We start from the raw sequence: 24,691 nt of genomic DNA on the forward strand, positions 1-24,691 counted from the left end.
CTTGTATGTCGCAACTTAATCTACCCGCTAATCTTAGTTTACCCACTAACCTAGAACACTTACTCACCCAATTTTTACAGGCGCAGCTGCCCAAGCCCATACAACTTGACTCAAGCGTGCTTGCCTACCGCTGGCAATCCAATAGCCGCACGGGCAGCGGTGAACTGGTGCCTTTAACCGTGGATTTGCGATTGACGTTGGATGATTTGCTTGGTATTGAGGTGCAAAAAAATAAACTGATTCAAAACACCCGCCAATATTTAGCAGGCTTACCTGCCAATCATGTACTCATGACAGGCACCCGTGGCGCAGGAAAATCGTCGCTCATTCGGGCATTGCTCAATCAGTATAAAGCGGATGGTCTTCGTATTATCGAAGTGTCACGAGATGATTTGGTGATGTTAGAGCCGATTCGCCAAGCGGTACGAGACCTTCATACAACCCAGCCCAATCATGGCTGTCATTATGTGGTGTATTGTGATGACTTAGCGTTCAATGGGCAAGATGAGAATTATCGCACGCTCAAAAGTGTGCTCGATGGCGCGCTAGATAGTGAGCAAGACAAGCTACTGGTCTATGCGACCAGTAACCGCCGTCATCTACTACCGCAACTGATGAAAGACAATGTGAGCATTTATAATGGGCAAACCGATGAAGTCAATCCGTATGAGACGATTGATGAAACCGTGTCGTTGTCTGACCGCTTTGGGCTGTGGCTGTCGTTTCATCCCATGACCCAGCCTGTGTATTTGGATATTTGCGTGCATTATTTGGCGCAAGCAAGTTTGCCCTTTGATGAGCAAGCAAAAGCCGCTGCCTTGCGCTTTGCCAGTGAACGGGGTGGACGCTCTGGGCGCGTGGCTTATCAGTTTAGTCGGTATTTTATTGGCATGAAAGGGTTGAAAAATTAACATGTACGCAAACCAAGACCAACTCACAGAACTGGTGCGCAGGCTGGAAGAAAAACAGCATATTTTTGCCGCCGACCCTATCCTTATCACGGAAAAACTACAACATGAGTCGGGCGAACCGCTGATCAAACTGCACCGCCGTGCCTCACGCATTGATAATGACGGTAAACTTGCGCAGCTACTTGCCACCATTGATACCCGCGTCAATGGCGTGATTTGGGGATTGACTGTGCTGTGGTTTATTTTGGGCTTTGTCGCGTTATTTGGCTTGATGCAAGCGCAGGTAGTGAACTTTTTTTATGTCCTAGCCAGTTTATTAGGGTTTAATACCATTATTTTGCTGGTTTGGCTCGGTTGGATGCTATTCTCACCGCGCAACAAACCCAGTTTTTTTGGGTCATTTTTTACCCCGGCAGCCCTAGTGCGTGGCAAAGATGTTGTCACCCAAACGGCGGTTGAACTGTATCAAGACCAGCTTAATCACGTTGGTACCAAATGGTACGTCAGTCGTATCAGCCACCAGTTTTGGTTAGCCAGTCTATCGGGGATGTTGGTCTCATTAATTCTATTGTTATTGGTCAAAAATTATAATTTTGTGTGGGAATCAACCCTACTGCAAGACAGCAACGTGGTGGAAGTGGTCAAGCTGATGTCTTGGCTCCCCAACTGGGTAGGCTTTCCCACGCCAACGGCGCAAGATATTATCACCGCTCAGATGAATCCTGAAACCACGCCACAGATGATTTCGTTTCGCTGGGCGATGTTGTTAATCGGCAGCCTACTGATGTACGGTATCGTGCCACGTTTGCTCGCATGGCTATGTTGTCTGATAATGGTACGCTCAAGCCGTATGAAGCTTGATATCAAACAGCCGTATTATCAAAAAATTATCGATTTTTGGCAGCGCAAAGTGATTGACCCCGATGACAGCCCTGCTGAGCAAAAACCTATCGCGCCCACTGCCCAAATCAGCCTAGCCAATAAACTTGCCGTGTTACTCGAATACCCGCAAGCCAACCCGCAATGGTATGCCAAAACCGTCGGCATGGCGGCGCAAAACTTTGGTCGTATCGATGATCGTGATGACTTGGAAAAACTGATTGCCTACCTTCAAAGCAACCCTGTTCAAGTGCTCGTCGGTATCTCCAATCTCGCACTCCCCGACCGTGGTACTCTGCGAAAACTCGATAATATCGCAAGCGCGGCAAAAGGCGGTATGATTGTGCAACTGCTCGATGCCAATCAAGGCTACCTGCCAAGTCCGAGCGAAATTGAAACCATCAAAGCCCGTCAACTACAATGGGAAACCGCGTTGGCAGAACGCCAGATTGCCTTAGTAAGAGAAAATTAACCATGAATGCCATGACAAGCTATGCCGATGTGATTAATAGCATTGCCCAAACTGCTTCACAGCTTACGCTCGCAGCGCAAAGCGCTTTTGTGCAAAATCTCCTCCGTCAATTTGTTCAAAATTTGCCAGCCGATTGGCTTGACAACGAACTCGCCAGTGAAAAACCGCACTATCAAGCCCTGTTTGACATCATAAACAGGCAAACTTGGCAGACCGCTAATATCGAACAGGCGCTAAATGCGCTCGATGACATCATGTTTGCTATGGGCGAGAGCTATCCACACAGCACCAGTGACGCGATTTTGCTGATGCTTGATATGCTTGGCTTTTATCTATCTTTGACAGCCATGGAAGAAAAATCCGCAGTGAGTGATGGTTGGGTGATTTTAACTGCTGAAGGCTATTTGGATTATTACGACCAACTGGCAGAAGATAGTAGCGAAAACATAGATGATGTTGCGCATAGTTTTGATGATTGGCTGGCACATCCACTGACCCAAGCTGCCTTCAATCATGTCACCCATGCCCTAGAACTTGCCAAAAGAACTTGCCAAAAATAGCTCGCGCTGAATACATAAAGGTTAACAAATAATGGATAACAAAGACATAACCACCCAAGAAAAATTGACAATTGATGTAGCCAAAGATTATTTGCCAGCGAATACCACCTTGCCAGCGACGGCTACTGACAGTGCGACCCATTCAAGCGGTGACATTGCTACGCAATCGCCCAACCATCCATTAGCCCAAGCTGAACAAAACCGCTATCGCAGCCGCAAAATCAGCATTGGCGAAAATGAAGCGTTAAAGTTGGCGGTCGTGGGGCATACCAATACCGGTAAAACTTCGCTACTACGCACCCTGTTGCGTGATATGTACTTTGGCGAAGTCAAAAATGCGCCTGCCACTACCCGCCATGTGGAAAAAGCCATGATCAATGACAGCCAAACGGGGCAAGGCTTGGTGGCACTGTATGACACGCCCGGTCTAGAAGATGCGTCTGGGCTACTTGATTGGTTAGAAGACAACACCGCCGCCCGCCGTGACGGTGTAGAGCGGTTACAGCAATTTTTGGCAAGTGCGCCTGCGCAAGACGAGTTTAGCCAAGAAGCCAAGGTCATTCGTCAGCTGATTGCCAGTGATATGGCCGTCTATGTGATTGATGCGCGTGAGCCTGTGCTCGGTAAATATAAAGATGAGTTGACGGTGCTGTCATGGTCCGCCATCCCCGTCATGCCCGTGTTTAACTTCACCAAGGGTCAAGATAGCAATATCAATGAGTGGCAGCAGATGCTCGCGCGCCGCAACTTACATGTATCCACGCGGTTTGACTCAGTGGCGTTTGAATTTGATGATGAAATCAAACTGTGGCAAAACTTAGAAACCATGCTGATACAACCTGAAATTATCAAACAGCTGATTGAGCGTCGTAAAGCCGATTGGGATGATTTGTACGATGATGCCAATATTATCATTGCGCATTTTTTATTAAACGTTGCCGCCTTTGTTGAAACCATTCACGAGGAGGATGATCCGCTGCCTACCTTGCAAAAAATGCAAGAAAAAGTGCGACAAGCTGAACGCAGTATGCAAGATGAATTGCTAAACCTGTATAAATTTTATGACAATACCGTCACCACCACACCGCTTGAGCTGACTGAATATCGCCGCGATCCGTTCGATAAAGAGGTACTAGCCAGTTATGGGATTCGTACCACAGGGGGTGCAGCGGCAGGCGCGCTGATTGGATTGGGTATTGATGTCGCCACCCTTGGCACATCACTGGGGCTGGGTACGGCGCTCGGTGGTTTGGCAGGTGGCTTACTGTCAAACACTAGCGCGATTGCCGACAAAATCAGTGGCATCAAACGGCTACACATAGACCCTGCTACCCTGACCCTACTGGCAACTCGAGCGATGGACTTACTGACTGCGCTACGCCATCGTGGTCATGCGGCGACTGATAGCATCATGGCGAACCAATCGCTCGCGCCTTGGTCAGTTGATAGATTGCCAAGTTTGCTCAAAAAAGCGCGGGGTAAGCCCGAATGGTCATCGCTCAACACAGGTAGACAAGCCACTGTGTCTGCCAAGCAGTCGCATGAGCTGCGCGATGAGGCAGCTTGGCAACTATCACGCCAACTAAGACGCTGACTTATCAACCTACAATCATGATAAAAAATTTGGCTGAAAATTATCTAGCCTTGTTAAGCGTATTATTTGTTAAGCCCATTATAAGAATTTATTAAGCTAATTTTGTTATTTTTACTTTTTAATATTTTAATCTATGTCAATTTTTTTGTTTTTGAGGGCAATGCCGTGTATTCAGCACATCATGAACCGCATTTTAGTAATCGCAACAACTGGCTACGCGCAACCGTGCTCGGCGCCAACGATGGTTTGATTTCCACTGCCAGTCTATTGATGGGGGTTGCGGCAGCACAAGTGGACAGTCACACCTTGCTGTTGACAGCGGTGGCATCGCTGATTGCTGGCGCAATTAGTATGGCAGCGGGCGAATATGTCTCCGTCTCTTCGCAAGCCGACACCGAAAAAGCGGACTTGGCAAAAGAAGCCTATGAACTTGAGCACAATTCAGACCGCGAGCTAAAAGAACTGACGCATATTTATGTTCAGCGCGGCTTAACGCCTGTTATGGCACATGATGTTGCGGTAGCACTCACTGCTCACAATGCCCTAGAAGCGCATGCACGCGATGAAATTGGACTTACCGATACCGCGTCCGCCAATCCCCTACAGGCAGCCGTGGCATCGGCTTTATCCTTCATCACAGGGGCGCTGCTACCGGTGCTGTGTATTTGGCTGTTACCAAAGCAATATTTGGTCGGCGGTTTGGGCACAGTGACCTTGATAGGATTAGCATTTTTGGGCTGGTTATCGGCATATTTGGGGGGTGCCAAAATTTTTCCTGCCATTGTGCGTGTAGTCATTTGGGGCGTTGTTGCGTTGGTTACCACCCACTTTATCGGTGAAATGTTTGGGGTAAAAACAGGTTAGTCAATCACTTTTTATCGCATTATTTATCGCCAATTTTTATCATTACCATTTGCAAAACCAATTTTTTCTTATAAGATAAGGAGACTGTAATAATTCAGCAAGTTTGTAGAAACTTTTATTGGGTGATAGATTATCGTTTCTATAAATTAAACAATTGGCAAATAGTCAAAAATCCTATGGGATTTTAGCTTTCTACGGTAGTGGGAGATAAGGTTATGCAAGATTTTGTCAATGCGATTAATGATTGGGTATGGAGTCCCGCATTAATCTATCTATGTTTATTGGTTGGTTTATATTTTTCAATTCGTGGTCGTTTTTTACAAGTGCGCCATTTTGGTCGCATGATTCGATTGCTGATGGACGGCAAAAGTAGCGATCAGGGTGTGTCTTCATTCCAAGCACTCGCTATGTCACTCGCAGGTCGTGTGGGTACAGGCAATATTGCCGGTGTGGCAACGGCGATTACCTTTGGTGGTCCTGGTGCATTATTCTGGATGTGGATGGTAGCATTCTTGGGTGCCAGTACCGCATTCGTTGAGTCAACCCTTGCGCAGATTTATAAAGAACGTGATGATAAAGGCTTTTTTATCGGTGGTCCAGCCTATTATTTTGAAAAAGCGCTAGGGCAAAAATGGTACGCGGTATTATTTGCGATATCGGCAATCGCCGCTTGTGGTTTATTGTTACCCGGTGTACAGGCCAATTCGATTGCTGAAGCGATGAATAATTCACTGGGTATCGCACCTAGCATTTCAGCCGCGGTAATTGCGGCACTACTTGGCTTTATCATCTTTGGTGGTGTCAAACGTATTGCCTCCTCCGCTGAGTTGATTGTACCTTTTATGGCACTTGCCTACATCATCGTGGCGATTGTTATTATCATCATGCATATCGGTCAATTACCTGATGTGCTAGCGTTAATTTTCCGCTCTGCGTTTGGTATGGATTCTACGTTTGGTGCTGTGTTGGGTCTTGCCATCCAATGGGGTGTGAAACGTGGCGTTTACTCAAATGAAGCAGGTCAAGGTACAGGTCCTCACCCATCGGCAGCGGCTGAGGTGTCACACCCAGCCAAACAAGGCTTAGTACAAGCGTTTTCAGTGTATGTCGATACGTTATTTGTTTGTTCGGCGACAGGTTTCATGCTAATCATTACTGGTATGTACAACGTACAAGACCCAGCCAACAAAGAAGCCTTCTTGTATCAAGGGGTTAAAGGCGTTGCCGCAGGTCCAGGTTATGTGCAAACTGCGATGGAAAACATCATGCCAGGTTTTGGCTCAGTGTTTGTAGCGGTTGCGCTATTCTTCTTTGCTTTCACTACCATCATGGCGTACTACTATATTGCAGAAACCAATATCCGTTATCTCACTCGTAGCATGAAGCTAAATTGGGCAATCCCTGTACTCAAAGTAGTGATTTTATTTGTGGTAATTTATAGCTGCTTAAAAACCGCCGACTTGGCATGGGCACTGGGTGACTTGGGTGTTGGTTTGATGGCATGGCTCAACATCATTGGTATCTTATTCTTGCAAAAACCTGCGTTTGCCGCACTGCGCGATTATGAAGCACAGGTCAAACAAGGCAAAGATCCTATCTATGATGCACGCGCCAATGGCGTACACAATGCGCCAATCTGGGATGAAATTTCAGCCAAATACCGTAAAGAATTTGGTGAGCATCCCGACCATGATCGCTTTGTACCCTAATTTTAATATGTGACTGCTTTAATGCTTGCACTTAATAACCGTTAAAAAAATAAGCCCCATTGACTGGGGTTTATTGTTGTGATGAATGATTATCTTTTGACTGGGATTTTAATTAACCCAAAAAACGCAATCAGTAAAGCGATGACTTGTACAGCCAGCAGCGTATAGACTGTATATAACCATTTACCTTGTGCATATGCCAGACCACACGCCCACGCACCGATACTACCACCGATATAATACGCCATATAATATAGACCTGACGCCAGCGACCGCCCTTCTTTGACATTCACCGCGATATAAGTAATGGTCGCCGATTGGGTAATAAATACCCCAGTTGACATCACCGCAAGCGCCACAACGACCAAAGAAATAGGCGCAGCCAGTGTCATCAGCACGCCCATCATCGAAATCATCACTGCCACGCGTACCATACGGGCAGCGCCGTATTTGGCAATCAAACTACTTGCAATCGGTGTGACCACCACCCCAATTAAATACACCGCAAAAATGTTAGCCAGCCCAGCACTCGATAGATTGTAGGGTGTATCTGCCAAGTGCAAATTAACATAGGTAAAACAGCCCACTAATGAAAACAACACGCACGCGCCAAGCAGTCCTGCGGTCACCACATAACGGTTGCGCACATGTTTACTTAGCATGTGCTGCGCCGATGCAAAGTTTGGATTGGCATGAAAATGACGTGAGCGCGGTAATAACCAAGCCACCAAGGCAGCGCCTAGCACCGTCAACACGCCCATGAACACAAAGCCTTTTTCCCAGCCGATAAGCTCTTCTAGATGCCCCAAGATAAAGCGCCCTAAAAATCCCCCAAATACCGTACCTGAGACATAGTAGGACATCATTTTTGCCATCTCTTTGCCCGCGTACTCTTCCCCGACATAGGCAATCGTCACCACTGTAATGCCAGGTACCGCCAACCCTTGCATAAATCGCCAAATAACGATGCTAGAGAGTGAGTCAGACAGCCCAATCATCATCGTGGGTATTGCCATAAAGGCAATGGATGCCACAATGATATTTTTACGACCCACGGCATCAGACAACATCCCCATAAACGGTGACATGATGGCAATGGCAATCACCGTCGCCCCAACTGTCATGCCCACTTGCGTTTCGGTCGCTGAGAACGCTTGCATCATAATCGGCAAAATCGCTTGAATCGAATAGACTTGCAAAAATGCAAACGCGCCAATCATGCCAATCATGATTTTGACTATCAATGAGGGTGGCATTGTCGGTGGTTTGGCATTCGGGTGTTGAGAAGGCGGTTGTTGAAAAGGCGGTTGATTTTGCGGTTGGCTATGGGGTGGATTGCGGCTAGTTAAGTTACTGGATATTAGCGTATGAGTATCAGTGGAATAATTGGAACAATCTAAATGCCCAGTGGCATGTTGTGCTTGAGAAGTCATAGGTGACCTTTTTACAAAGTAGTGCCCGTCAAAGAAATGCCTATACTAGCACTAAAGCGCGCTATTTATTGTTAAAAGAAGTTTAACCTCAAACTGTAATTTTCAACCCAATCACGCGAATTGAGGGGTATTGGAAAGCGCTTCAATGCCAAATTTGGCGTCCTAGAGCGTAATATTTTTGACCCATGACTATTTGTCAAAACATCCGTATTTTTCAAAACATAACTACCCAGCCATGACGAAATTGCAGTAATATTTAGCACATTGTGGTAATTAAACTTAAAATCAATAGGATTGAATTATGCCAGAGAATTTAAAACAGCCAATGCCCGCTGCCATGCAAGCGTATTTGACACAGTTGCATCAAGTGATTATTCCGTATCTGTTAGCGCAAGGCGTTCAGCCCAATGCCATCAACGCACGTGAAGCGTTAGCCAATTTGACAACCGCATTTGTCACTGACGCACCCAACATGGCAAAAATCATCGATACGGTGCTGGTGACGCCAAGCAATTTTCGGGGTTACAATGTACCACTTAGGCTATTTATCCCGAGTAACTGCCCGTTGCCAAATGAGCAATCAACGGTTGACGTGCCGGTAATGGTGTATTTTCATGGCGGTGGTGGCATGGCAGGCAGCGTCACTGTGTATGATAAACTCTATAAAAAATTGGCCGAAGCGACAGGCTGTGTGGTGGTAGCGCCCGAATATCGCCTTGCCCCAGAAAACCGCTACCCTGCGGCGATTGATGATGCTCATGCGATTTTAACTTATTTAACAGCAACCCTTCAGCAAGTCGGCTATGGCTGTAACGGCAAGCTTATCATAGCGGGTGATAGCGGTGGCGGGGCAATTACTGCCACCTTGGTGCAAGATTGGCTTGCCAACCGTGTGAACACCGACTTAGCTATCACCCATCAAATTTTGATTTATGCCAGTCTAGACTACACCATGTCACAACCCTCGATTGAGGAAAATGGCACGGGTTATTTACTAGAATCTAGCAAAATCCGCTGGTATTTTGACAATTATTTTTCAGCATATGATGACCGTGAGCTCAGCTCACCGTTTTGGACTGATATGGCTACCCTACTGCATCATTCGCCGTATCAAGCCCCAAAGACACTGCACTTAACGGCTGGTTATTGTCCGCTGCGTGATGAAGATATCGGCTATCATGACGTATTACAAGCCGCAGGCGCGCCATCCCAACTCGTCCATTTTGCGGATATGCCGCACGCGTTTTTGAATATGGAAAATCTGTGCCCTGAGCAATGCAAACAACTGTATCAAACCGTTGGCGAATTTTGCCAATAACACAACGCCCCACAAAAACTACACAGCCGGATAAAATTTGCCCAGTCTGATGACAAGCCAAAATAAGCTACCCAAAAAAAAGCACCCAATTAGGTGCTTTTTTTTACTGCTTATAACTTATAGCGGTTTGCCTGTGCTATTGCGGCGGCTACGTTTTGGGGCATCCCAACCATCTTGCTTGCCAGCCGGTTTAGCGGATGGCTTGCTTGATGAAGCATAACGGTCAGACGATGACTTAAATCCTTCCGATCTTGACGATTTACCTGCAAATGGTTTATCTGATTTTTTGAAACCCTCAGATTTAAACCCGTTTGAGCGTGAATTGCCCGCACGTTGACCCTCTTTTGCCGGATATGGTCTGTCGCTACGTTTTTTAAGCGGTTGACCAAACGTTTCTTCTACGATTGGACGTGGCTTGCGAGCGCGGTCATCACCACGAAACTCGCTAGAGCGTTCGGTCTTTTTGGCAAAAGGTTTGTCACCAAAACGGTCATTTTTTTCAAAGCGATTAGGACGCTCGCCATGACGCTCACTGCTGTTACGGTCAGTGTTGTAACGTGGTTTATCACCTTGATAGCCTTTAAAGCCATCTTTGTTAAAGCTACGGTTATCATCGCGGCGACGATCTGCATACTCACCTTGGCGAGGCTCACGATTGCCTTGGCGTGAATCACGGTCAAAGTTTGGTTTGTCCGATGATTTAGCGGCGCGGTGAAAATCGCCCTGACTGTTGCCATGACGGTTATCTGAATCGCGGTGACGACGCGGCGCACTGGCATCATCACGCCCAAAACGACTATCGCTGTTGCCTTGGTGACCTTTGTCAAAACGCTCACGTTTTTCAAAACGTGCCGAACTATCGTTGCTCGCTGATTTGCCATAGCGTTCTTGGTTGTCAAAACGTGGCTTGTCCGCAAAACGGCGCTCGCTTGAAGGTCTCTCACTTGAACCAGCAAAACGTTGTGAGCGACTGCCACGGTCATCACGACCGCCACGGCTATCACTGCCGCTGCGACCACGACCGCGACCATCACGACCATTAGGCTTACCACGACCTTCAAATTTTTCCACAAAACGCGGTTCTAAACCTTCAACTTGCGCTTCATTGATATCACGTTTTAGGTAACGGGCAATATTGCCAAATTGACGACGGTCATCGCGGCTACATAGGTTGATAGCAATACCAGTACGACCGGCACGACCTGAGCGACCGATACGATGCACATAATCTTCTACTTGGCGCGGTAAATCATAGTTGAATACATGGGTAATGTTGGGTAAATCAAGACCACGTGCTGCCACGTCTGTTGCTACCACGATGTCAAATTTGCCACTGCGTAGATCTGAAACGATACGATTACGCTTGCTTTGTGGCAAGTCACCATGCAGATAACAGGCTTTGTGGTCCCATTGTTGTAGGCGCTCAGCGACTTCTTCACTGCTGCGTTTGGTCGCGGTAAAGATAATCGCTTGACCACGCTCTGGGTCACAGATCAGCTGCTCTAATAATTTATTTTTGTGGTCAAAGTTGTCACAGAAGTACACTTTTTCATCGATGTGTGCGGTTTCAACTTTGATGTTGATACGCTCTGGGTCTTTGGTAAAGCTTTCAGCGATTTTACCGACTGGACCATCCCATGTCGCAGATGACATGATGGTTTGGCGATGCGCGGGTGTGGCTTGCAAAATCGCATTGATATCATCGGCAAAACCCATGTCTAGCATACGGTCTGCTTCATCAAGTACCAACATGGTCAAATCAGATAAATTCACACGCTGGGCGTTGATATGATCTAGCAAACGACCCGGCGTCGCCACGATGATTTGCACGCCTTTTTTTAGCGCACGGATTTGCCCACTGTATGCCGCACCACCAACCAGTGGCACACTGTACAAATCTTTCATGGCTGAGCCATATTTGCGGATACTGTCTTGTACTTGGTTAGCCAGCTCACGCGTCGGTGTCAAAATCAACGCTTGTACGACTTTTGGCTGTTGGCGACCACGTTTGCCATTTGCGGTTTTTTCTGCCGCTTTTTCTTTGGCTTGTAGTTCGCTTAATTGATGCAAAATTGGTAATACAAACGCGGCAGTTTTACCACTACCTGTTTGTGCTGACAACAGCAAATCACGACCCGCCAATGCAGCAGGAATCGCGCGCGCTTGGATAGGCGTTGGTATGGTATAACCGGTTGCGACAATACTTTTTAGTAATGAACCTGAAAGACCCAATGCAGTAAAACCATTTTCGCTAGGGTTAGCATCGTCAGTCGTTGGCGCATCCGTTGCTACAGTATCAGTCGCTACAACATCCGTTGTGGCAGTTGCTTCTGTGTCATCAACTGGGGTGTTGTCAGTAGGCTGATTGCTGTTGGCTTGGCTATTGCTATTGCTATTGCTATTGCTATGGCTAAAAAAATTATCGATTGAGTTATCAGTAAAATCTGTGGTTGAATTAAAATCAGTCATGTAAGTCCTTAAAAAATAAGTTAATCAAAGTGTCGGTGGTAACCTTGATTGAAAACACGCAACAAGCAAAAGCCCTCAAGCTGACTGCACTTTCAAAATGGATAAGCAAAATGAATAGGCAAAATTATCAGCTATCATTAATCACAAATATCGTGTTAATCGCTTTAAAGCATTGTAATCGTGTCTGTAAGACTTATTTTTTTCACTATAAAAATAGCGACAAAACCTACTGTCAGACTTATCAAAACTTTTGAAACAGTAAAACCATCAAAAAGTTCGTATCGCGGCACTCACAAGAATGCTTAAAAAAATACAATGCTAAATATTAGGTTATCATCGGAAGATTATCAGCGCTTATAGTGGCGCGCTTGATATATAGGCAGATAGATAAGCTAGATTAATTGGAAAATTGACGTTGCTCTTAGCGTTTAGGTAGCGTATATGAGTCATTATTGGTCAGTTTTCTTTCGCAATTAAAAAACTTACCAAGTGAAATAGGCATCAAAAACACCTACTTAAAAAAGTGATAACCCCACTAGCACATCTTCGGCACACTGGCTGGCTGCTACCGTTGCTACCTTCCGGTCCTGGCGGGGTTCACAGCAGCTAGTTGCGAAGCTACCAATGGGGTTACCGAAGCGGTATTCTAGAGAATTTGGCAGCTAAATGCAAACTATTTTTATCGTATACGCCAAATTTTTGTATTTATTTCACTTTTACACACGCTAAACCCTCACCGAGCAACATTTCGGTAAATTTTTGTCGAACTTCTTAACCTTTTTCTACAATTCTTCCGCTGTAAATGTTACAAAATATTTTATAATGCCCAGTCAACAACATATTGAGTAAGCTAATATAGTTTGATCAGCAACAGATTTATGCCAACCCATATAAAGAAAAACTAGGAAAAAAACAATAGGAAACACTATGACACATTTAAGCACCGCAACTAATAATCATCCCAATCATACAATGACCAAAGGTATTGCAGCCAGCTTGCTTGCTATGGCGACGCTATTACCTTTTACCAGTGTTTCAGCCGCTACCTACCCTGTGAACCCATCCCCTGCGAATTCATCAATGAACAATACTTTAAACTATGGCTTGCTTAACTTTGCTGCCTCAGCGAGTAAAAAAGTCAGCAATGACCAAATCAATGCTACCCTTAGCAAAACTGTGCAAAACAAATCAAGCAGTGAGGTGGCTAATCAAATCGCTACCACATTAAACCAAGCGGTTGCCATTGCCAAAAAATACCCACAAGTGCAAGTCAGTACGGGCAACCAAACCACCTATCCGCAATATGATAAAAACCAAAAAATCATTGGTTGGACGGGGACTGCAAGCTTGAATTTAAAAAGCACCGACACAGTTGCCGCGAGCAAATTGATTGCCGAATTGCAAAGTTTTATGACGCTTGATGGATTAGACTTTAGTGTGTCTGATGCCGCGCGCAAAGCCACCGAGCAAGAATTGATGATGGAAGCTTCCAAAAACTTCCAGCGCCAAGCGCAAACGCTGCTGCCTGTGTGGGGCGCAAAAGGCTATCAGTTAGTTTCGTTGGAGTTTAGTCAAGGGGGCGATTATCGTGCACCGCGTGCGTATGGCAGTGTAATGATGCTAGAAGCCGCCAGTGCCAAAGTTGCTGACCAAAACTTTCAAGCGGGCGATAGCACCATTACCGTCACTGCCAACGGTACCGTACAACTGGTAAAATAAGCTGCTTTTAACCACAAAAAAACCTGTTGAATCAACAGGTTTTTTTGTTTGTCTTTTACTCACTAAGAAATACTTAGTAAGAAATTTCTGCACGGCGGTTTTTTGCCCATGCCGCTTCGTCATGACCCGGATCGGCAGGTTGGTCTTCACCATAGCTGATGGCTTCCATACGTGAAGCTGATACCCCTGACGTTGCTAAGTAGGCCTGTGCGGCTTGGGCACGGCGCTCACCCAATGCCAGGTTATATTCACGGCTACCACGTTCATCGGTGTGACCAGCAATGACGACACGGGCGCTTGGATTGGCTTGTAAGAATTGCGCTTGTTGATTTAACACGGCTTGACCTTGAGCGTCGATTTCACTGCTATCAAAGTCAAAATACACCACATTGGGATTCCCGCCCGCGGCGGTGATGACTGATGTTGAGTTTGTTACCACAGCGCCACCGTTATAGTAGCCTACGCCACCGGGCACGCCCATCGGCGCAACCACCACTTCAGACGTGCCAGTACGTTTGGCAGAACACCCTGTTAAGGCGATGGTTGCCATCATCGCAGCAGCGCTTACTACTTTTAGCATCGTTAATTTCATAGTCTTTCCTCAAAAATTATTATTTAACACGTTTACCTATTTTGTTTGTTACTTTTCGATAGAGTAAATCAATCTAGCGCTTTTTGTAAACAGTGTTACTGTAAATTTTAGCCAACTTTTCTTAAAATTCTTAAAGCAGTTTAATTTTTGGCTTAAACAAATAGCTTAAAAAAATTCACCGGTCATAAGATTAATGATAACAAAACCAGCTGTCTAAAACAGTAATTTCTAAAAAAGTGATATTTAAATTTTTGTCTAAAACCGCTACCAGCGAAATTTATTCCATAATTCAGGGTTTGCCCAAAACTTGCTATTAAACCAATCTGGCAAATGTTTATAGTCAAACAAATTAAATTGCCATACTTGGTAGCTGGTTGCATGGTGATCTTGGTCATTTTCCACAATCGGCTGCTCATGTAATCGGCTAAAGCCAAAGCTCACTACATCCACACCTGTTGCTGGTTGAGATAAGTCTTGTACCACCAAACAATGCTTGGCAAACAAGTCGCGACAGCGCTGAATGATTTGAGTATCGATAGCGCTATCTTTTGATAAAATTATCACTGCCAAGTCATAGCGTTTGGCAAACCGATGTGCGATAAAATCTTGATAATCAAACGCTTCCCAACTTACAGCATGATCAATAGCTTCATCAATGGCTTGAATTTGGCTAAAAGCCGACTGCGTGTCATTACCAATAATCAGCCCGGTGAATGGTTGATTTGTTAATGCGGTATTTCTATCTTTGCTTAAATCATGTTTGCTTAGGCTATCTTTACTTAAAAATACCAGACTTTGTCGGACGACATCCGTAATGCTTAAGGTGGGATTGGTCAAAATAAAATCCTTTTGATGAGTTTTTATTAGATACTGTTGATAGATACGGCTGAGTGATAGCTGTAATATAGCAATGATAAGGGTGGCTAATATGCCATTCTTTAAAACCAATTATAACTATCTATCATGAGCCATGACTAGCCCTTTTGGTCGAGACAGAGTACACTAAGTGCTAAATTTATCACTTGTATTGACTGTTAGAAATAAGGAACAACCATGCCACAATATCGCTCAAAAACCTCCACGTCTGGCCGCAATATGGCGGGTGCACGCGCACTTTGGCGTGCAACAGGTATGACAGATGAGGACTTTAACAAACCGATTATCGCGATTGCTAACTCGTTTACCCAGTTTGTACCCGGGCACGTACACCTAAAAGACTTGGGTCAGTTGGTTGCCCGCGAGATTGAAGCGGCAGGTGGTGTTGCCAAAGAATTTAACACCATTGCGGTGGATGACGGTATCGCCATGGGTCACTCGGGTATGCTCTATAGCTTGCCAAGTCGTGATTTAATTGCCGATAGTGTGGAGTATATGGTCAATGCTCACTGCGCCGATGCGCTGGTCTGTATCTCCAATTGCGACAAAATCACCCCTGGTATGCTGATGGCAGCGATGCGCCTTAATATCCCAACGATTTTTGTGTCGGGCGGTCCAATGGAAGCGGGCAAAGTGTTGGCATCCACGTTGGGCGATGGACATACCACCCATGAAACCGTGATGAATGAATTGGGTGAAAAAATTCGCAAACTTGACCTAGTCGACGCCATGATTGATGCGGCAGATGACTTGATTAGTGACGAAGATGTGGCACAAACCGAGCGCTCTGCTTGCCCAACTTGTGGCTCATGCTCAGGTATGTTCACTGCCAACTCGATGAACTGTTTAACCGAAGCCTTAGGCTTATCCCTGCCTGGTAATGGCTCGTTACTTGCCACTCACGCCAAACGTAAAGATTTATTCTTAGAAGCAGGTCGCCGCATCGTGGCACTTGCCAAACGTTATTATGAGCAAGATGACGCCAGCGTATTGCCACGCTCAATTGCGACCAAAGCGGCATTTGAAAACGCCATGAGCCTTGATATCGCCATGGGCGGCTCAACCAACACGATTCTACATTTGCTTGCCGCTGCCCATGAAGCCCAAGTAGATTTTAAAATGGCGGATATTGACCGTCTAAGCCGCGGTGTGCCTTGTCTATCGAAAGTTGCCCCGGCGACACAAAAATACCATATGGAAGACGTGCACCGCGCTGGGGGTGTGATGGCAATTTTAGCCGAGCTTGATCGCGCAAACCTGCTGCAAACCGATGTCCCCACCGTTCATAGTGCTTCACTCAAAGCGGCGCTTAGCCAATGGGATATCATGAATCCTGATAATACTGAGGCACGTGAGCGGTATATTGCAGCCCCAGGTGGGGTACGCACCACGCAAGCCTTTAGCCAAAACAATGAATGGTCAAATCTTGATGTCAATCGCGAATCTGGCTGTATCCGCAGCAAAGAATTTGCCTACTCGCAAGACGGTGGTTTGGCAGTATTGTTTGGTAATATTGCTGAACGTGGCTGTGTCGTCAAAACAGCGGGCGTGGATGACAGCATCCTAAAATTTACCGGTCGTGCCCGTGTGTTTGAAAGTCAAGACGATGCCGTGGCAGCGATTTTGGCAGACCAAATTGTCTCAGGTGACATCGTGGTGATTCGCTATGAAGGTCCAAAAGGCGGTCCGGGTATGCAAGAAATGTTGTATCCGACGTCTTACCTAAAATCAAAAGGTCTGGGTAAAGCCTGTGCGCTACTTACCGATGGTCGTTTTTCTGGGGGTACGTCGGGCTTATCCATCGGTCACGTCAGCCCAGAAGCCGCTGAAGGTGGCACCATCGGTTTGGTCTATGAAGGCGATACCATCGAGATTGATATCCCTAATCGCTCGATTCATTTGGCGGTTGATTTTGCCGAACTGGAAAAACGCCGAGAAGCGATGATGAGCCGTGGCAAACAAGCTTGGAAACCTGTCAATCGTGAACGCCAAGTGTCAGCCGCCTTGCGGGCGTATGCAGCGATGACTACTAGCGCGGATACCGGCGCGGTGCGTGATGTCAGTCAAGTAGAGCGGTAATTTTTATTCCAAACTACATTGCTATAAAAAAAATTGTCAAAAAAGACTTATCAAAAAGATCGATGCTACTTATCGGTCTTTTTTTAGCGCCATAAAAAACGTTGCAAGCCCCATACTTTACGCCCACGGTTTTAGATGCCATGTAGGGTTTTCAAAAGGTGCGTTTTATAAAAAGTGTGGTTGTTAAAAGGCGCGGTTTATAAAAGCATTATCCACATCGGATGAATTCTGCTAAAATACAATGTTTACATTTTTTTGATAATATATGCCAAATTTAATTTTGAAAACTCTTAAGGAGCCGCTGTGAGCCGTCCGTTTTCTTCAGCCGATATACGTCAAGCTTTTATCAATTATTTTGCCGAAAATGGTCATACCCCAGTGGCATCATCGAGCCTAGTCCCACACAATGACCCTACCCTGCTATTCACCAATGCCGGTATGAACCAATTTAAAGATGTGTTCTTAGGGATAGACAAACGCGATTATAAACGTGCGGTATCGTCGCAAAAATGTGTGCGCGCAGGCGGTAAACACAATGACCTTGACAATGTCGGCTATACCGCCCGTCACCATACGTTTTTTGAGATGCTTGGTAATTTTTCGTTTGGTGATTATTTTAAACAACAAGCCATCCCATTTTGTTGGGAGTTTTTGACATCGGATAAGTGGCTTGGACTACCCAAAGATAAACTTTACGTGACGGTGTATCACACCGATGATGAAGCCTTTGATATTTGGCATAACGTGGTGGGATTGCCTGCCGAACGCATCATCCGTATTGGTGATAATAAAGGCGGTCAATACCAATCGGATAACTTTTGGGCAATGGGTGACACAGGTCCTTGTGGTCCTTGTACCGAAGTATTTTATGACCACGGCGAGCATATTTGGGGCGGTCTGCCAGGTACACCTGAAGAAGACGGCGACCGTTTTGTCGAGATTTGGAACAACGTCTTTATGCAGTTTAACCGCCAAAAAGACGGCACCCTTGAAAAACTGCCTGCGCCAAGTGTCGATACGGGAATGGGGCTTGAGCGTATTAGTGCCATCATGCAAGGCGTGCACAGCAACTATGAAATTGATATATTTACCCATCTCATGCAGCACGCGGCGCAAGTGATTGGCTTGCCAAGCGATATTGACTTACAGTCTGAGCCATCACTCAAAGTGCTTGCTGACCATATCCGCTCGGTTTCCTTTTTAATTGCAGATGGCGTACTGCCAAGCAATGAAGGTCGTGGTTATGTGCTGCGTCGTATCATCCGCCGCGCGGTTCGTCATGGCAACAAATTAGGCGCTAATGACAACTTCTTTTATAAGCTCGTCGCGCCACTGGCCCAAATCATGGGCGATGCCTACCCACAGCTTCGTGAACAGCAAGCCAACATTGAGCAAGCTATCTTAAAAGAAGAAGAACAATTTGCCAAAACCTTATCACAAGGTCTCAAACTGCTATCACAAGAATTAGATAGCTTAAAATCTGGCGATACTTTATCGGGTGCAACGGTGTTTAAACTGTATGACACGTATGGTTTTCCTGCCGATTTGACGGCCGACATCGTGCGCGAACGCGACATCAGCATTGATGAAGCTGGTTTTGAGCAAGGCATGGCGCAGCAACGCGCCCGCGCCCGTGAAGCAGGTAAATTTGGCGTTGATTATAACCAATTGATTCAAGTTGACAGTGCCACTGAATTTTTGGGGTATGACAAAGCAGAACACAGCAGCACTATCACCCATTTATACTTTGAGGGCAAATCTGCTGAACAATTGCATGAAGGTGATGAAGGCGTCATCGTATTATCGGCAACGCCTTTTTATGCTGAAAGCGGTGGTCAAGCGGGTGAATTGGGTAACATCCAAACCGAAACCGGCGTATTTGAAGTCCAAGACACCAAAAAATCTGGTCAAGCCATCATCCATTATGGCGTGGTTAAAATGGGCAGTATTCGCCAGGGTCAATCAAGCGAAGCACGCGTGGCAAGCCAAGTACGCGCCATGAGTGCCAAAAACCACTCCGCCACTCACCTACTGCACGCTGCCCTTCGTGAGCATCTTGGCACAGGTGTCACCCAAAAAGGGTCATTGGTCAATAGTGAAGTGTTGCGTTTTGACTTCTCGTATGACAAAGCCTTGACTGAGCAAGACATCATCACCATTGAAAACATCGTTAACCAACAAATCCTTGCCAATCAGCCTGCCACTGTAGAAATGCTCAGCATGGCGCAAGCGCAAGACAAAGGCGCGATGGCGCTATTTGGTGAAAAATATGGTGACACGGTTCGCGTATTGTCGATGGGTACGGTAGATAAAGACGGCAAGCCTTTCTCCATCGAGCTATGTGGAGGTCTGCATGTACAACGCACGGGTGATATCGGCTTATTCAAAATCGTCAGTGAGCAAGGTATCGCGGCAGGCATTCGCCGTATCGAAGCGGTGACAGGCATGGGCGCAGTCAAATATGTGCAGCAAGGTGAAAAACAGCTCAATCAACTTGCCAGTCAGCTCAAAGCGAAGCGCGACGAAATCGCCGATCGTGTCAATCAACTGACCGACAAAACACGCGACCTTGAAAAACAGCTTGAGCGTTTGCAGCAAAAATTGGCCAGCAGCCAAGCCAAAGACTTAATCAACAATGTGCAAGACATCAAAGGGCAAAAAGTGCTGATTGCAAGCTTACCAGGCATGGATGGTAAAGCATTACGCACGATTGCCGATGACATGAAGTCAAAATTACATGATGGCATCGTGGTGCTCGCGGGCGTGGCTGACGATAAAATTGCGCTGACTGCCAGTGTCGGCAAAGACTTAACCAGCAAAATCAAAGCGGGCGATATCATCAAACACTTAAGCGAGCAGCTTGGCGGTAAAGGCGGCGGTAAACCTGACTTTGCCCAAGGCGGCGCAACTGATGTGGCAGGATTGCCAGGCGTATTAGCAGCGCTACCAAATTGGTTGTCTGAGCGACTTGCTTAATTAAAACTACATCTAAAAAAACGCCTAGCGCTTTAAAATACTTATAATCAACAAGGAAACATCATGGACAATCATTACCAGCCCCCAAAAATTTGGACAAATGATAGCCAAAACGGTGGCAAATTTGCCAGTACCAACCGCCCCACCGCAGGAGCGACCCACGAGCAACATTTACCGATTGGTAACAATCCTTTGCAGCTTTACACTTTAAACACCCCAAACGGCATCAAAATCAATATCTTACTTGAAGAATTGGCAGAGCTCGGTATTGAGGGCGCACAGTATGACGCCTTCAAAATCGACATCATGAATGGCGACCAATTTGGCTCAGATTTTGTTGCCATCAATCCCAATTCAAAAATCCCCGCACTGGTGGATAACAGCGTTAATCCACCGATTAAAGTGTTTGAATCAGGCGCTATTTTGCTATACCTTGCCGAAAAATTTGGGCAGTTTATCCCAGCAGACACCGCCAAACGTGCCGAATGTTTGTCATGGCTGTTTTGGCAAATGGGCGCTGCGCCGTATGTCGGTGGCGGCTTTGGGCATTTTTATGCATATGCCCCAGAGAAGTTTGAATATGCTATCAATCGCTTTACCATGGAAACCAAACGCCAATTAGATTTACTCGACCAACATTTAGCGACTCACACGTTTATGGTAGGTGATGACTACAGTATCGCGGATATGGCGATTTGGGCATGGTATGGACAGTTGGCACTGGGCAAATTGTATAACGCTGGCGAGTTTTTACAAGTGCAAAACTACACCCACCTACAACGCTGGGCAAAAAACCTGCATGACCGTCCTGCCGTGCAACGCGCTTTAACCCTACCCCTACAACCGATTGCCTAAACTGATAACTTTTGGTTCATAATACCCATCCAATTTTCAGCCAGTCATTTGGGGATTTTTGGCAATTTTGCCTTGCCCCAAAATTGACAAATATGGTATAAAGTACCGTTTAATTTACGTCTCGTGACATTGTAAACAATCTACTAAGCAATCCATCAGGCACTTGGTATGGCAAGTCTTGGATAGCGATTCAAACAACGTGCGCGATAATTATAGGGTGTATTGACAATGGCTTTAATCGTACAAAAATACGGTGGTACGTCGATGGGTAGTATCGAACGTATCAAAAATGTGGCACAGCGCGTCAAACGTTGGCATGACAATGGTCATCAGGTGGTGGTTGTCGTCTCTGCCATGAGTGGCGAGACCAATCGCTTGATTGATTTGGCACGTCAAATCAGTAAAGAACCAAACGCTCGTGAATACGACCAAATGGTGTCAACCGGTGAGCAAGTATCGATTTCTTTACTTGCTATGGCATTAAATGAAATCGGTGTGAGCGCCAAGTCAATGACGGGCGGACAAGTGGCGATTCGTACCGATGATAGTCATACCAAAGCTCGTATCCAACATATCGATGATAGTCAGATTCGCGCCGCACTCGATGCTGGTATGGTCGTTGTGGTGGCGGGTTTTCAAGGCGTGGATGATAAAGGAGACATCAACACCTTAGGTCGTGGTGGCTCGGACACCACCGGGGTTGCGCTGGCTGCTGCCTTATCTGCCGATGAATGTCAAATCTATACCGATGTCGACGGCGTGTATACTACCGACCCACGGGTGACACCAAAAGCCAAAAAATTATCAAAAATTACCTTTGAAGAAATGCTAGAAATGGCAAGCCTTGGCTCAAAAGTGTTGCAAATTCGCTCGGTTGAATTTGCCGGAAAATACCAAGTACCTCTGCGTGTTTTATCCAGTTTTGATGAAAACGCCGATGGTAAATTCGATGATGATTTTAAAAAGAATGTAGGTACATTAATTACCACCGATGAGGGAGACAGCATGGAACAACCAATTATTTCGGGCATCGCCTTTAACCGTGACGAGGCTAAAGTATCTATTTTAGCAGTGCCTGATCGTCCTGGTATTGCGTCATCGATTTTAAGCCCCATCAGTGCTGCCAATATCGAAATCGATATGATTATCCAAAACATCGCAGAAAACGGATTGACCGACTTTACCTTTACTGTTAACCGTGGGGATTTTGATAAAACCCTAGCGATTTTGGGTGACAATCTTGCTGAGATTGGCGACAAAGAAATCGTGAGCAATAACAAAGTGGTTAAAGTATCACTAGTGGGTGTTGGGATGCGTTCACATGCAGGCGTGGCAAGCAAAATGTTTGAAACACTGGCAGAAAACAACATCAATATCCAAATGATTTCTACCAGCGAAATCAAAATCTCGGTACTGATTCAAGAAGAACAACTGGAAAAAGCGGTTAAAGCTTTACATACCGCTTTTGGTCTTGACCGTGAAGACGGTGAAAGCAAGGTTGCTGGATTATAAGAAATTTGTAATTCTCCACAAAAACAAGGTTAATATCTGCGTTTTGCGGGTGTTAACCTTTTTTTTACTTCAGCATTTCGTTTATAATGGCATCTCGTTTATTGGGCACAAACGCAACTGACCCCTCAATGCCTATTTTGACTGTTGGCAAATAGCCGCCAAGCATGATGAGTTGGCTTAAATTATGCCCTTGCAGTCTGTCTTTAACGTATCATTGGGCAATGATACATGATAATATATTTGACGAATTTAGCTAATTTATCGTTGAATCATCATAGGACATTGATGGTACTTGTTGCGACATAAGGAGTGTGACGCATGTTAATTTTGACTCGCCGTGTTGGCGAAACGTTAATGATAGGTGACGAAGTCAGTGTCACCGTACTGGGTGTAAAAGGTAACCAAGTCAGACTGGGCGTCAATGCGCCAAAAGACATTGCCGTACACCGTGAAGAGATTTATCAAAGAATTCTACATGAACGAACTGGGCATGAACGGACTGGGCATGAACGCATGGGTTATGATAATCACCCAGTCGATTTTGCCGCCCATGATAGAATGGGTCAAGACCGCAGTGGTTTTGGGGCAGCCAGTCATGAGGCCTTTCCCCAAGGGCGCAGCAAACCCTCTCAACCGCGCAACAGCGGTCAGCAAATGGGTCATTTAGAAAACCGTGTGGAAAACCGCGGTTTTGGTCAGACCAACAGTAATTTTAACCCAGCTTTTGATCCGTTTGAGGACGATTATTTTAATCGTTAATGACGGTCGCTATTTTGACTTTTGGAGTAACTATGAGCGCTATTGATAAGCTAGAACTATCAAAACTATTAGCTAAATTAGAAAACAAATCGCTAGATTTTGCTTCCGTACTGGCTATTATCGATAGTTACTATGACTATCGCCCAACTGAGTTTGTCAATGGCGAAGTACATAATGCGGCTGGCGAAAATGAAGGCAGTGCGAAAGTATTCGGCTTTGCGCTACTCAACCATTTGACCCAACAAGATACGCTAAAACTGTTTGCTGAGCACTATGACAGTGTTAAAGCAGAGCCAAAAGGTACAAACCATGCCAATATCCGTAACTTTAGCTTTTTTGGCTGGCAAGGCTTTTTGATGCAGCGTAACTGTTTAGTGCCAAAAGCGTTAACGTCAAAAGCGTCATAACCTCATCGAAAATACTTAAGTCTTAAAATCTAACTGTTTTTTGCGTCAAACAAGGCAGCCGATGGGTTGCCTTTTTTTATGCAATGTTTTTTATTTTAAAGAATAGTTTTGATTTTAAAGAATAGTTTTGAGAGACTTATTGGTTATTGGTTATTGGTTATTGGTTTGCCCTTAACTGCTGGCGCAGTTGTTTTTTTTGCTCACGGCGATGGCGAAAAAAATCCTGCAACAACGCGCGACTTTGCTCTGCCATCACGCCTTGTTTTACGGTCAAAAAATGATTATAAAACGCCACTTGGCTAAAATCCTGTTGGCTGACAATCATGCCTGCTTTCGGCTCTGTCGCTGCAAACACCAAGCGCGACACTCTGGCGTGAATAATCGCTCCTAGACACATGGTGCAAGGCTCAAGCGTGACAAACAGTTCACAATCCGCTGGCAGACGGTAATTGTCAAAATATTGACATGCCTGCCTTATTGCCACTATTTCGGCGTGGGCCGTGGCATCATGACTTAAAATCGGTTGATTGTAGCCTTTGGCGATGATGGTGCCTTGATGCACAATCACCGCACCCACTGGCACTTCGCCCCTCTCTCCGCCCTCGGCTGCAACGTCAAGCGCCGCTTGCATAAAGGTCTCATCGCTGTCACAAAAGCCGCTGTCACAACAGTTATGTTCACTTGCATTCATTTATGATACCACCCAA

17 protein-coding genes, 1 other RNA gene and 2 pseudogenes are annotated in these 24,691 nt (G+C 45.8%); 14 read left to right on the plus strand and 6 right to left on the minus strand.

Annotated features, from left to right (window positions below; all coding sequences use genetic code 11):
* The first annotated feature begins 5 nt into the window (after positions 1–5).
* The 6 genes from AXE82_RS02490 to AXE82_RS02515 all read left to right on the plus strand — a co-directional run bounded on the left by AXE82_RS02490 (position 6) and on the right by AXE82_RS02515 (position 6,989).
* Positions 6–911 (plus strand): ATP-binding protein, encoded by a 906-nt coding sequence (locus AXE82_RS02490; RefSeq protein ID WP_062331045.1) that lies wholly within the window; start codon positions 6–8, stop codon positions 909–911.
* Between the two features lies 1 nt (position 912).
* A complete protein-coding gene (locus tag AXE82_RS02495; RefSeq protein WP_062331048.1) occupies positions 913–2,262 on the plus strand; it encodes a DUF2868 domain-containing protein in 1,350 nt (449 codons plus the stop codon).
* A gap of 2 nt (positions 2,263–2,264) precedes the next feature.
* Positions 2,265–2,822 carry a hypothetical protein gene (locus AXE82_RS02500; protein ID WP_062331050.1) on the plus strand — a complete coding sequence of 186 codons (558 nt, stop codon included), beginning with the start codon at positions 2,265–2,267 and terminating at the stop codon, positions 2,820–2,822.
* A gap of 31 nt (positions 2,823–2,853) precedes the next feature.
* On the plus strand, positions 2,854–4,416 hold the full coding sequence (locus AXE82_RS02505; RefSeq protein WP_062331053.1) for a DUF3482 domain-containing protein: 1,563 nt from the start codon (positions 2,854–2,856) through the stop codon (positions 4,414–4,416).
* A 165-nt stretch (positions 4,417–4,581) separates the two neighbouring features.
* Complete coding sequence (locus tag AXE82_RS02510) at positions 4,582–5,280, plus strand: VIT1/CCC1 transporter family protein (protein WP_062334709.1); 699 nt, start codon at positions 4,582–4,584, stop codon at positions 5,278–5,280.
* 215 nt (positions 5,281–5,495) lie between these two features.
* A complete protein-coding gene (locus AXE82_RS02515) occupies positions 5,496–6,989 on the plus strand; it encodes an alanine/glycine:cation symporter family protein (RefSeq protein WP_062331058.1) in 1,494 nt (497 codons plus the stop codon).
* Between the two features lie 89 nt (positions 6,990–7,078).
* Here AXE82_RS02515 and AXE82_RS02520 read toward each other — a convergent pair whose 3' ends face one another.
* Positions 7,079–8,245, minus strand: a complete 1,167-nt coding sequence (locus AXE82_RS02520) for an MFS transporter (protein ID WP_062334710.1) — start codon at positions 8,243–8,245, stop codon at positions 7,079–7,081.
* Between the two features lie 478 nt (positions 8,246–8,723).
* Here AXE82_RS02520 and AXE82_RS02525 point away from each other — a divergent pair, with 478 nt between their 5' ends.
* On the plus strand, positions 8,724–9,740 hold the full coding sequence (locus AXE82_RS02525; RefSeq protein WP_062331061.1) for an alpha/beta hydrolase: 1,017 nt from the start codon (positions 8,724–8,726) through the stop codon (positions 9,738–9,740).
* Between the two features lie 828 nt (positions 9,741–10,568).
* On the opposite strand, the pseudogene AXE82_RS12275 reads toward AXE82_RS02525, so the two are convergent.
* A pseudogene (locus AXE82_RS12275) lies at positions 10,569–12,167 on the minus strand (DEAD/DEAH box helicase); the annotation flags it as partial.
* Between the two features lie 572 nt (positions 12,168–12,739).
* An RNA gene (ffs, locus tag AXE82_RS02540) (signal recognition particle sRNA small type) lies at positions 12,740–12,836 on the minus strand.
* 300 nt (positions 12,837–13,136) lie between these two features.
* Between ffs and AXE82_RS02545 the strand changes: the two genes are divergently transcribed.
* Positions 13,137–13,928 carry an SIMPL domain-containing protein gene (locus AXE82_RS02545; RefSeq protein ID WP_062331070.1) on the plus strand — a complete coding sequence of 264 codons (792 nt, stop codon included), beginning with the start codon at positions 13,137–13,139 and terminating at the stop codon, positions 13,926–13,928.
* A gap of 73 nt (positions 13,929–14,001) precedes the next feature.
* On the opposite strand, the gene pal is transcribed toward AXE82_RS02545, so the two are convergent.
* Both pal and AXE82_RS02555 read right to left on the minus strand, forming a co-directional pair.
* Positions 14,002–14,520 (minus strand): peptidoglycan-associated lipoprotein Pal, encoded by a 519-nt coding sequence (gene pal / locus AXE82_RS02550; protein ID WP_062331072.1) that lies wholly within the window; start codon positions 14,518–14,520, stop codon positions 14,002–14,004.
* A 264-nt stretch (positions 14,521–14,784) separates the two neighbouring features.
* Positions 14,785–15,357, minus strand: a complete 573-nt coding sequence (locus tag AXE82_RS02555; RefSeq protein WP_062331075.1) for a DUF6231 family protein — start codon at positions 15,355–15,357, stop codon at positions 14,785–14,787.
* A 216-nt stretch (positions 15,358–15,573) separates the two neighbouring features.
* Here AXE82_RS02555 and ilvD point away from each other — a divergent pair, with 216 nt between their 5' ends.
* The 6 genes and pseudogenes from ilvD (at position 15,574) to AXE82_RS02585 (ending at position 23,984) form a co-directional block, all read left to right on the plus strand.
* Positions 15,574–17,475, plus strand: a complete 1,902-nt coding sequence (gene ilvD / locus AXE82_RS02560; protein WP_062331078.1) for a dihydroxy-acid dehydratase — start codon at positions 15,574–15,576, stop codon at positions 17,473–17,475.
* 303 nt (positions 17,476–17,778) lie between these two features.
* Positions 17,779–20,451, plus strand: coding sequence for an alanine--tRNA ligase (alaS, locus tag AXE82_RS02565; RefSeq protein WP_062331081.1), 2,673 nt, complete (start codon positions 17,779–17,781; stop codon positions 20,449–20,451).
* A gap of 63 nt (positions 20,452–20,514) precedes the next feature.
* Positions 20,515–21,306: a glutathione-dependent disulfide-bond oxidoreductase gene (yghU, locus tag AXE82_RS02570; RefSeq protein WP_062331084.1), complete on the plus strand. Its 792-nt coding sequence runs from the start codon at positions 20,515–20,517 to the stop codon at positions 21,304–21,306.
* 228 nt (positions 21,307–21,534) lie between these two features.
* A complete protein-coding gene (locus AXE82_RS02575) occupies positions 21,535–22,818 on the plus strand; it encodes an aspartate kinase (protein WP_062331087.1) in 1,284 nt (427 codons plus the stop codon).
* A gap of 318 nt (positions 22,819–23,136) precedes the next feature.
* Positions 23,137–23,340 (plus strand): annotated as a pseudogene (csrA, locus tag AXE82_RS12280) (carbon storage regulator CsrA); the annotation flags it as partial.
* A 269-nt stretch (positions 23,341–23,609) separates the two neighbouring features.
* A complete protein-coding gene (locus tag AXE82_RS02585) occupies positions 23,610–23,984 on the plus strand; it encodes a HopJ type III effector protein (protein ID WP_007115682.1) in 375 nt (124 codons plus the stop codon).
* 157 nt (positions 23,985–24,141) lie between these two features.
* Here AXE82_RS02585 and tadA read toward each other — a convergent pair whose 3' ends face one another.
* Positions 24,142–24,675: a tRNA adenosine(34) deaminase TadA gene (gene tadA, locus AXE82_RS02590; RefSeq protein WP_062331090.1), complete on the minus strand. Its 534-nt coding sequence runs from the start codon at positions 24,673–24,675 to the stop codon at positions 24,142–24,144.
* Between the last annotated feature and the right edge of the window lie 16 nt (positions 24,676–24,691).

Origin of the sequence: Moraxella osloensis (genome assembly GCF_001553955.1) — a bacterium.
In the GTDB taxonomy this organism is placed as follows: domain Bacteria; phylum Pseudomonadota; class Gammaproteobacteria; order Pseudomonadales; family Moraxellaceae; genus Faucicola; species Faucicola osloensis.

Bases quoted from the DNA above. Each gene is read 5' to 3' on its own strand.
- AXE82_RS02490 (WP_062331045.1), top strand. From the start codon at position 6: ATGTCGCAACTTAATCTACCCGCTAATCTTAGTTTACCCACTAACCTA.
- AXE82_RS02495 (WP_062331048.1), top strand. From the start codon at position 913: ATGTACGCAAACCAAGACCAACTCACAGAACTGGTGCGCAGGCTGGAA.
- AXE82_RS02500 (WP_062331050.1), top strand. From the start codon at position 2,265: ATGAATGCCATGACAAGCTATGCCGATGTGATTAATAGCATTGCCCAA.
- AXE82_RS02505 (WP_062331053.1), top strand. From the start codon at position 2,854: ATGGATAACAAAGACATAACCACCCAAGAAAAATTGACAATTGATGTA.
- AXE82_RS02515 (WP_062331058.1), top strand. From the start codon at position 5,496: ATGCAAGATTTTGTCAATGCGATTAATGATTGGGTATGGAGTCCCGCA.
- AXE82_RS02520 (WP_062334710.1), bottom strand. From the start codon at position 8,245: ATGCCACCCTCATTGATAGTCAAAATCATGATTGGCATGATTGGCGCG.
- AXE82_RS02525 (WP_062331061.1), top strand. From the start codon at position 8,724: ATGCCAGAGAATTTAAAACAGCCAATGCCCGCTGCCATGCAAGCGTAT.
- AXE82_RS02545 (WP_062331070.1), top strand. From the start codon at position 13,137: ATGACACATTTAAGCACCGCAACTAATAATCATCCCAATCATACAATG.
- pal (WP_062331072.1), bottom strand. From the start codon at position 14,520: ATGAAATTAACGATGCTAAAAGTAGTAAGCGCTGCTGCGATGATGGCA.
- ilvD (WP_062331078.1), top strand. From the start codon at position 15,574: ATGCCACAATATCGCTCAAAAACCTCCACGTCTGGCCGCAATATGGCG.
- yghU (WP_062331084.1), top strand. From the start codon at position 20,515: ATGGACAATCATTACCAGCCCCCAAAAATTTGGACAAATGATAGCCAA.
- AXE82_RS02575 (WP_062331087.1), top strand. From the start codon at position 21,535: ATGGCTTTAATCGTACAAAAATACGGTGGTACGTCGATGGGTAGTATC.
- AXE82_RS02585 (WP_007115682.1), top strand. From the start codon at position 23,610: ATGAGCGCTATTGATAAGCTAGAACTATCAAAACTATTAGCTAAATTA.
- tadA (WP_062331090.1), bottom strand. From the start codon at position 24,675: ATGAATGCAAGTGAACATAACTGTTGTGACAGCGGCTTTTGTGACAGC.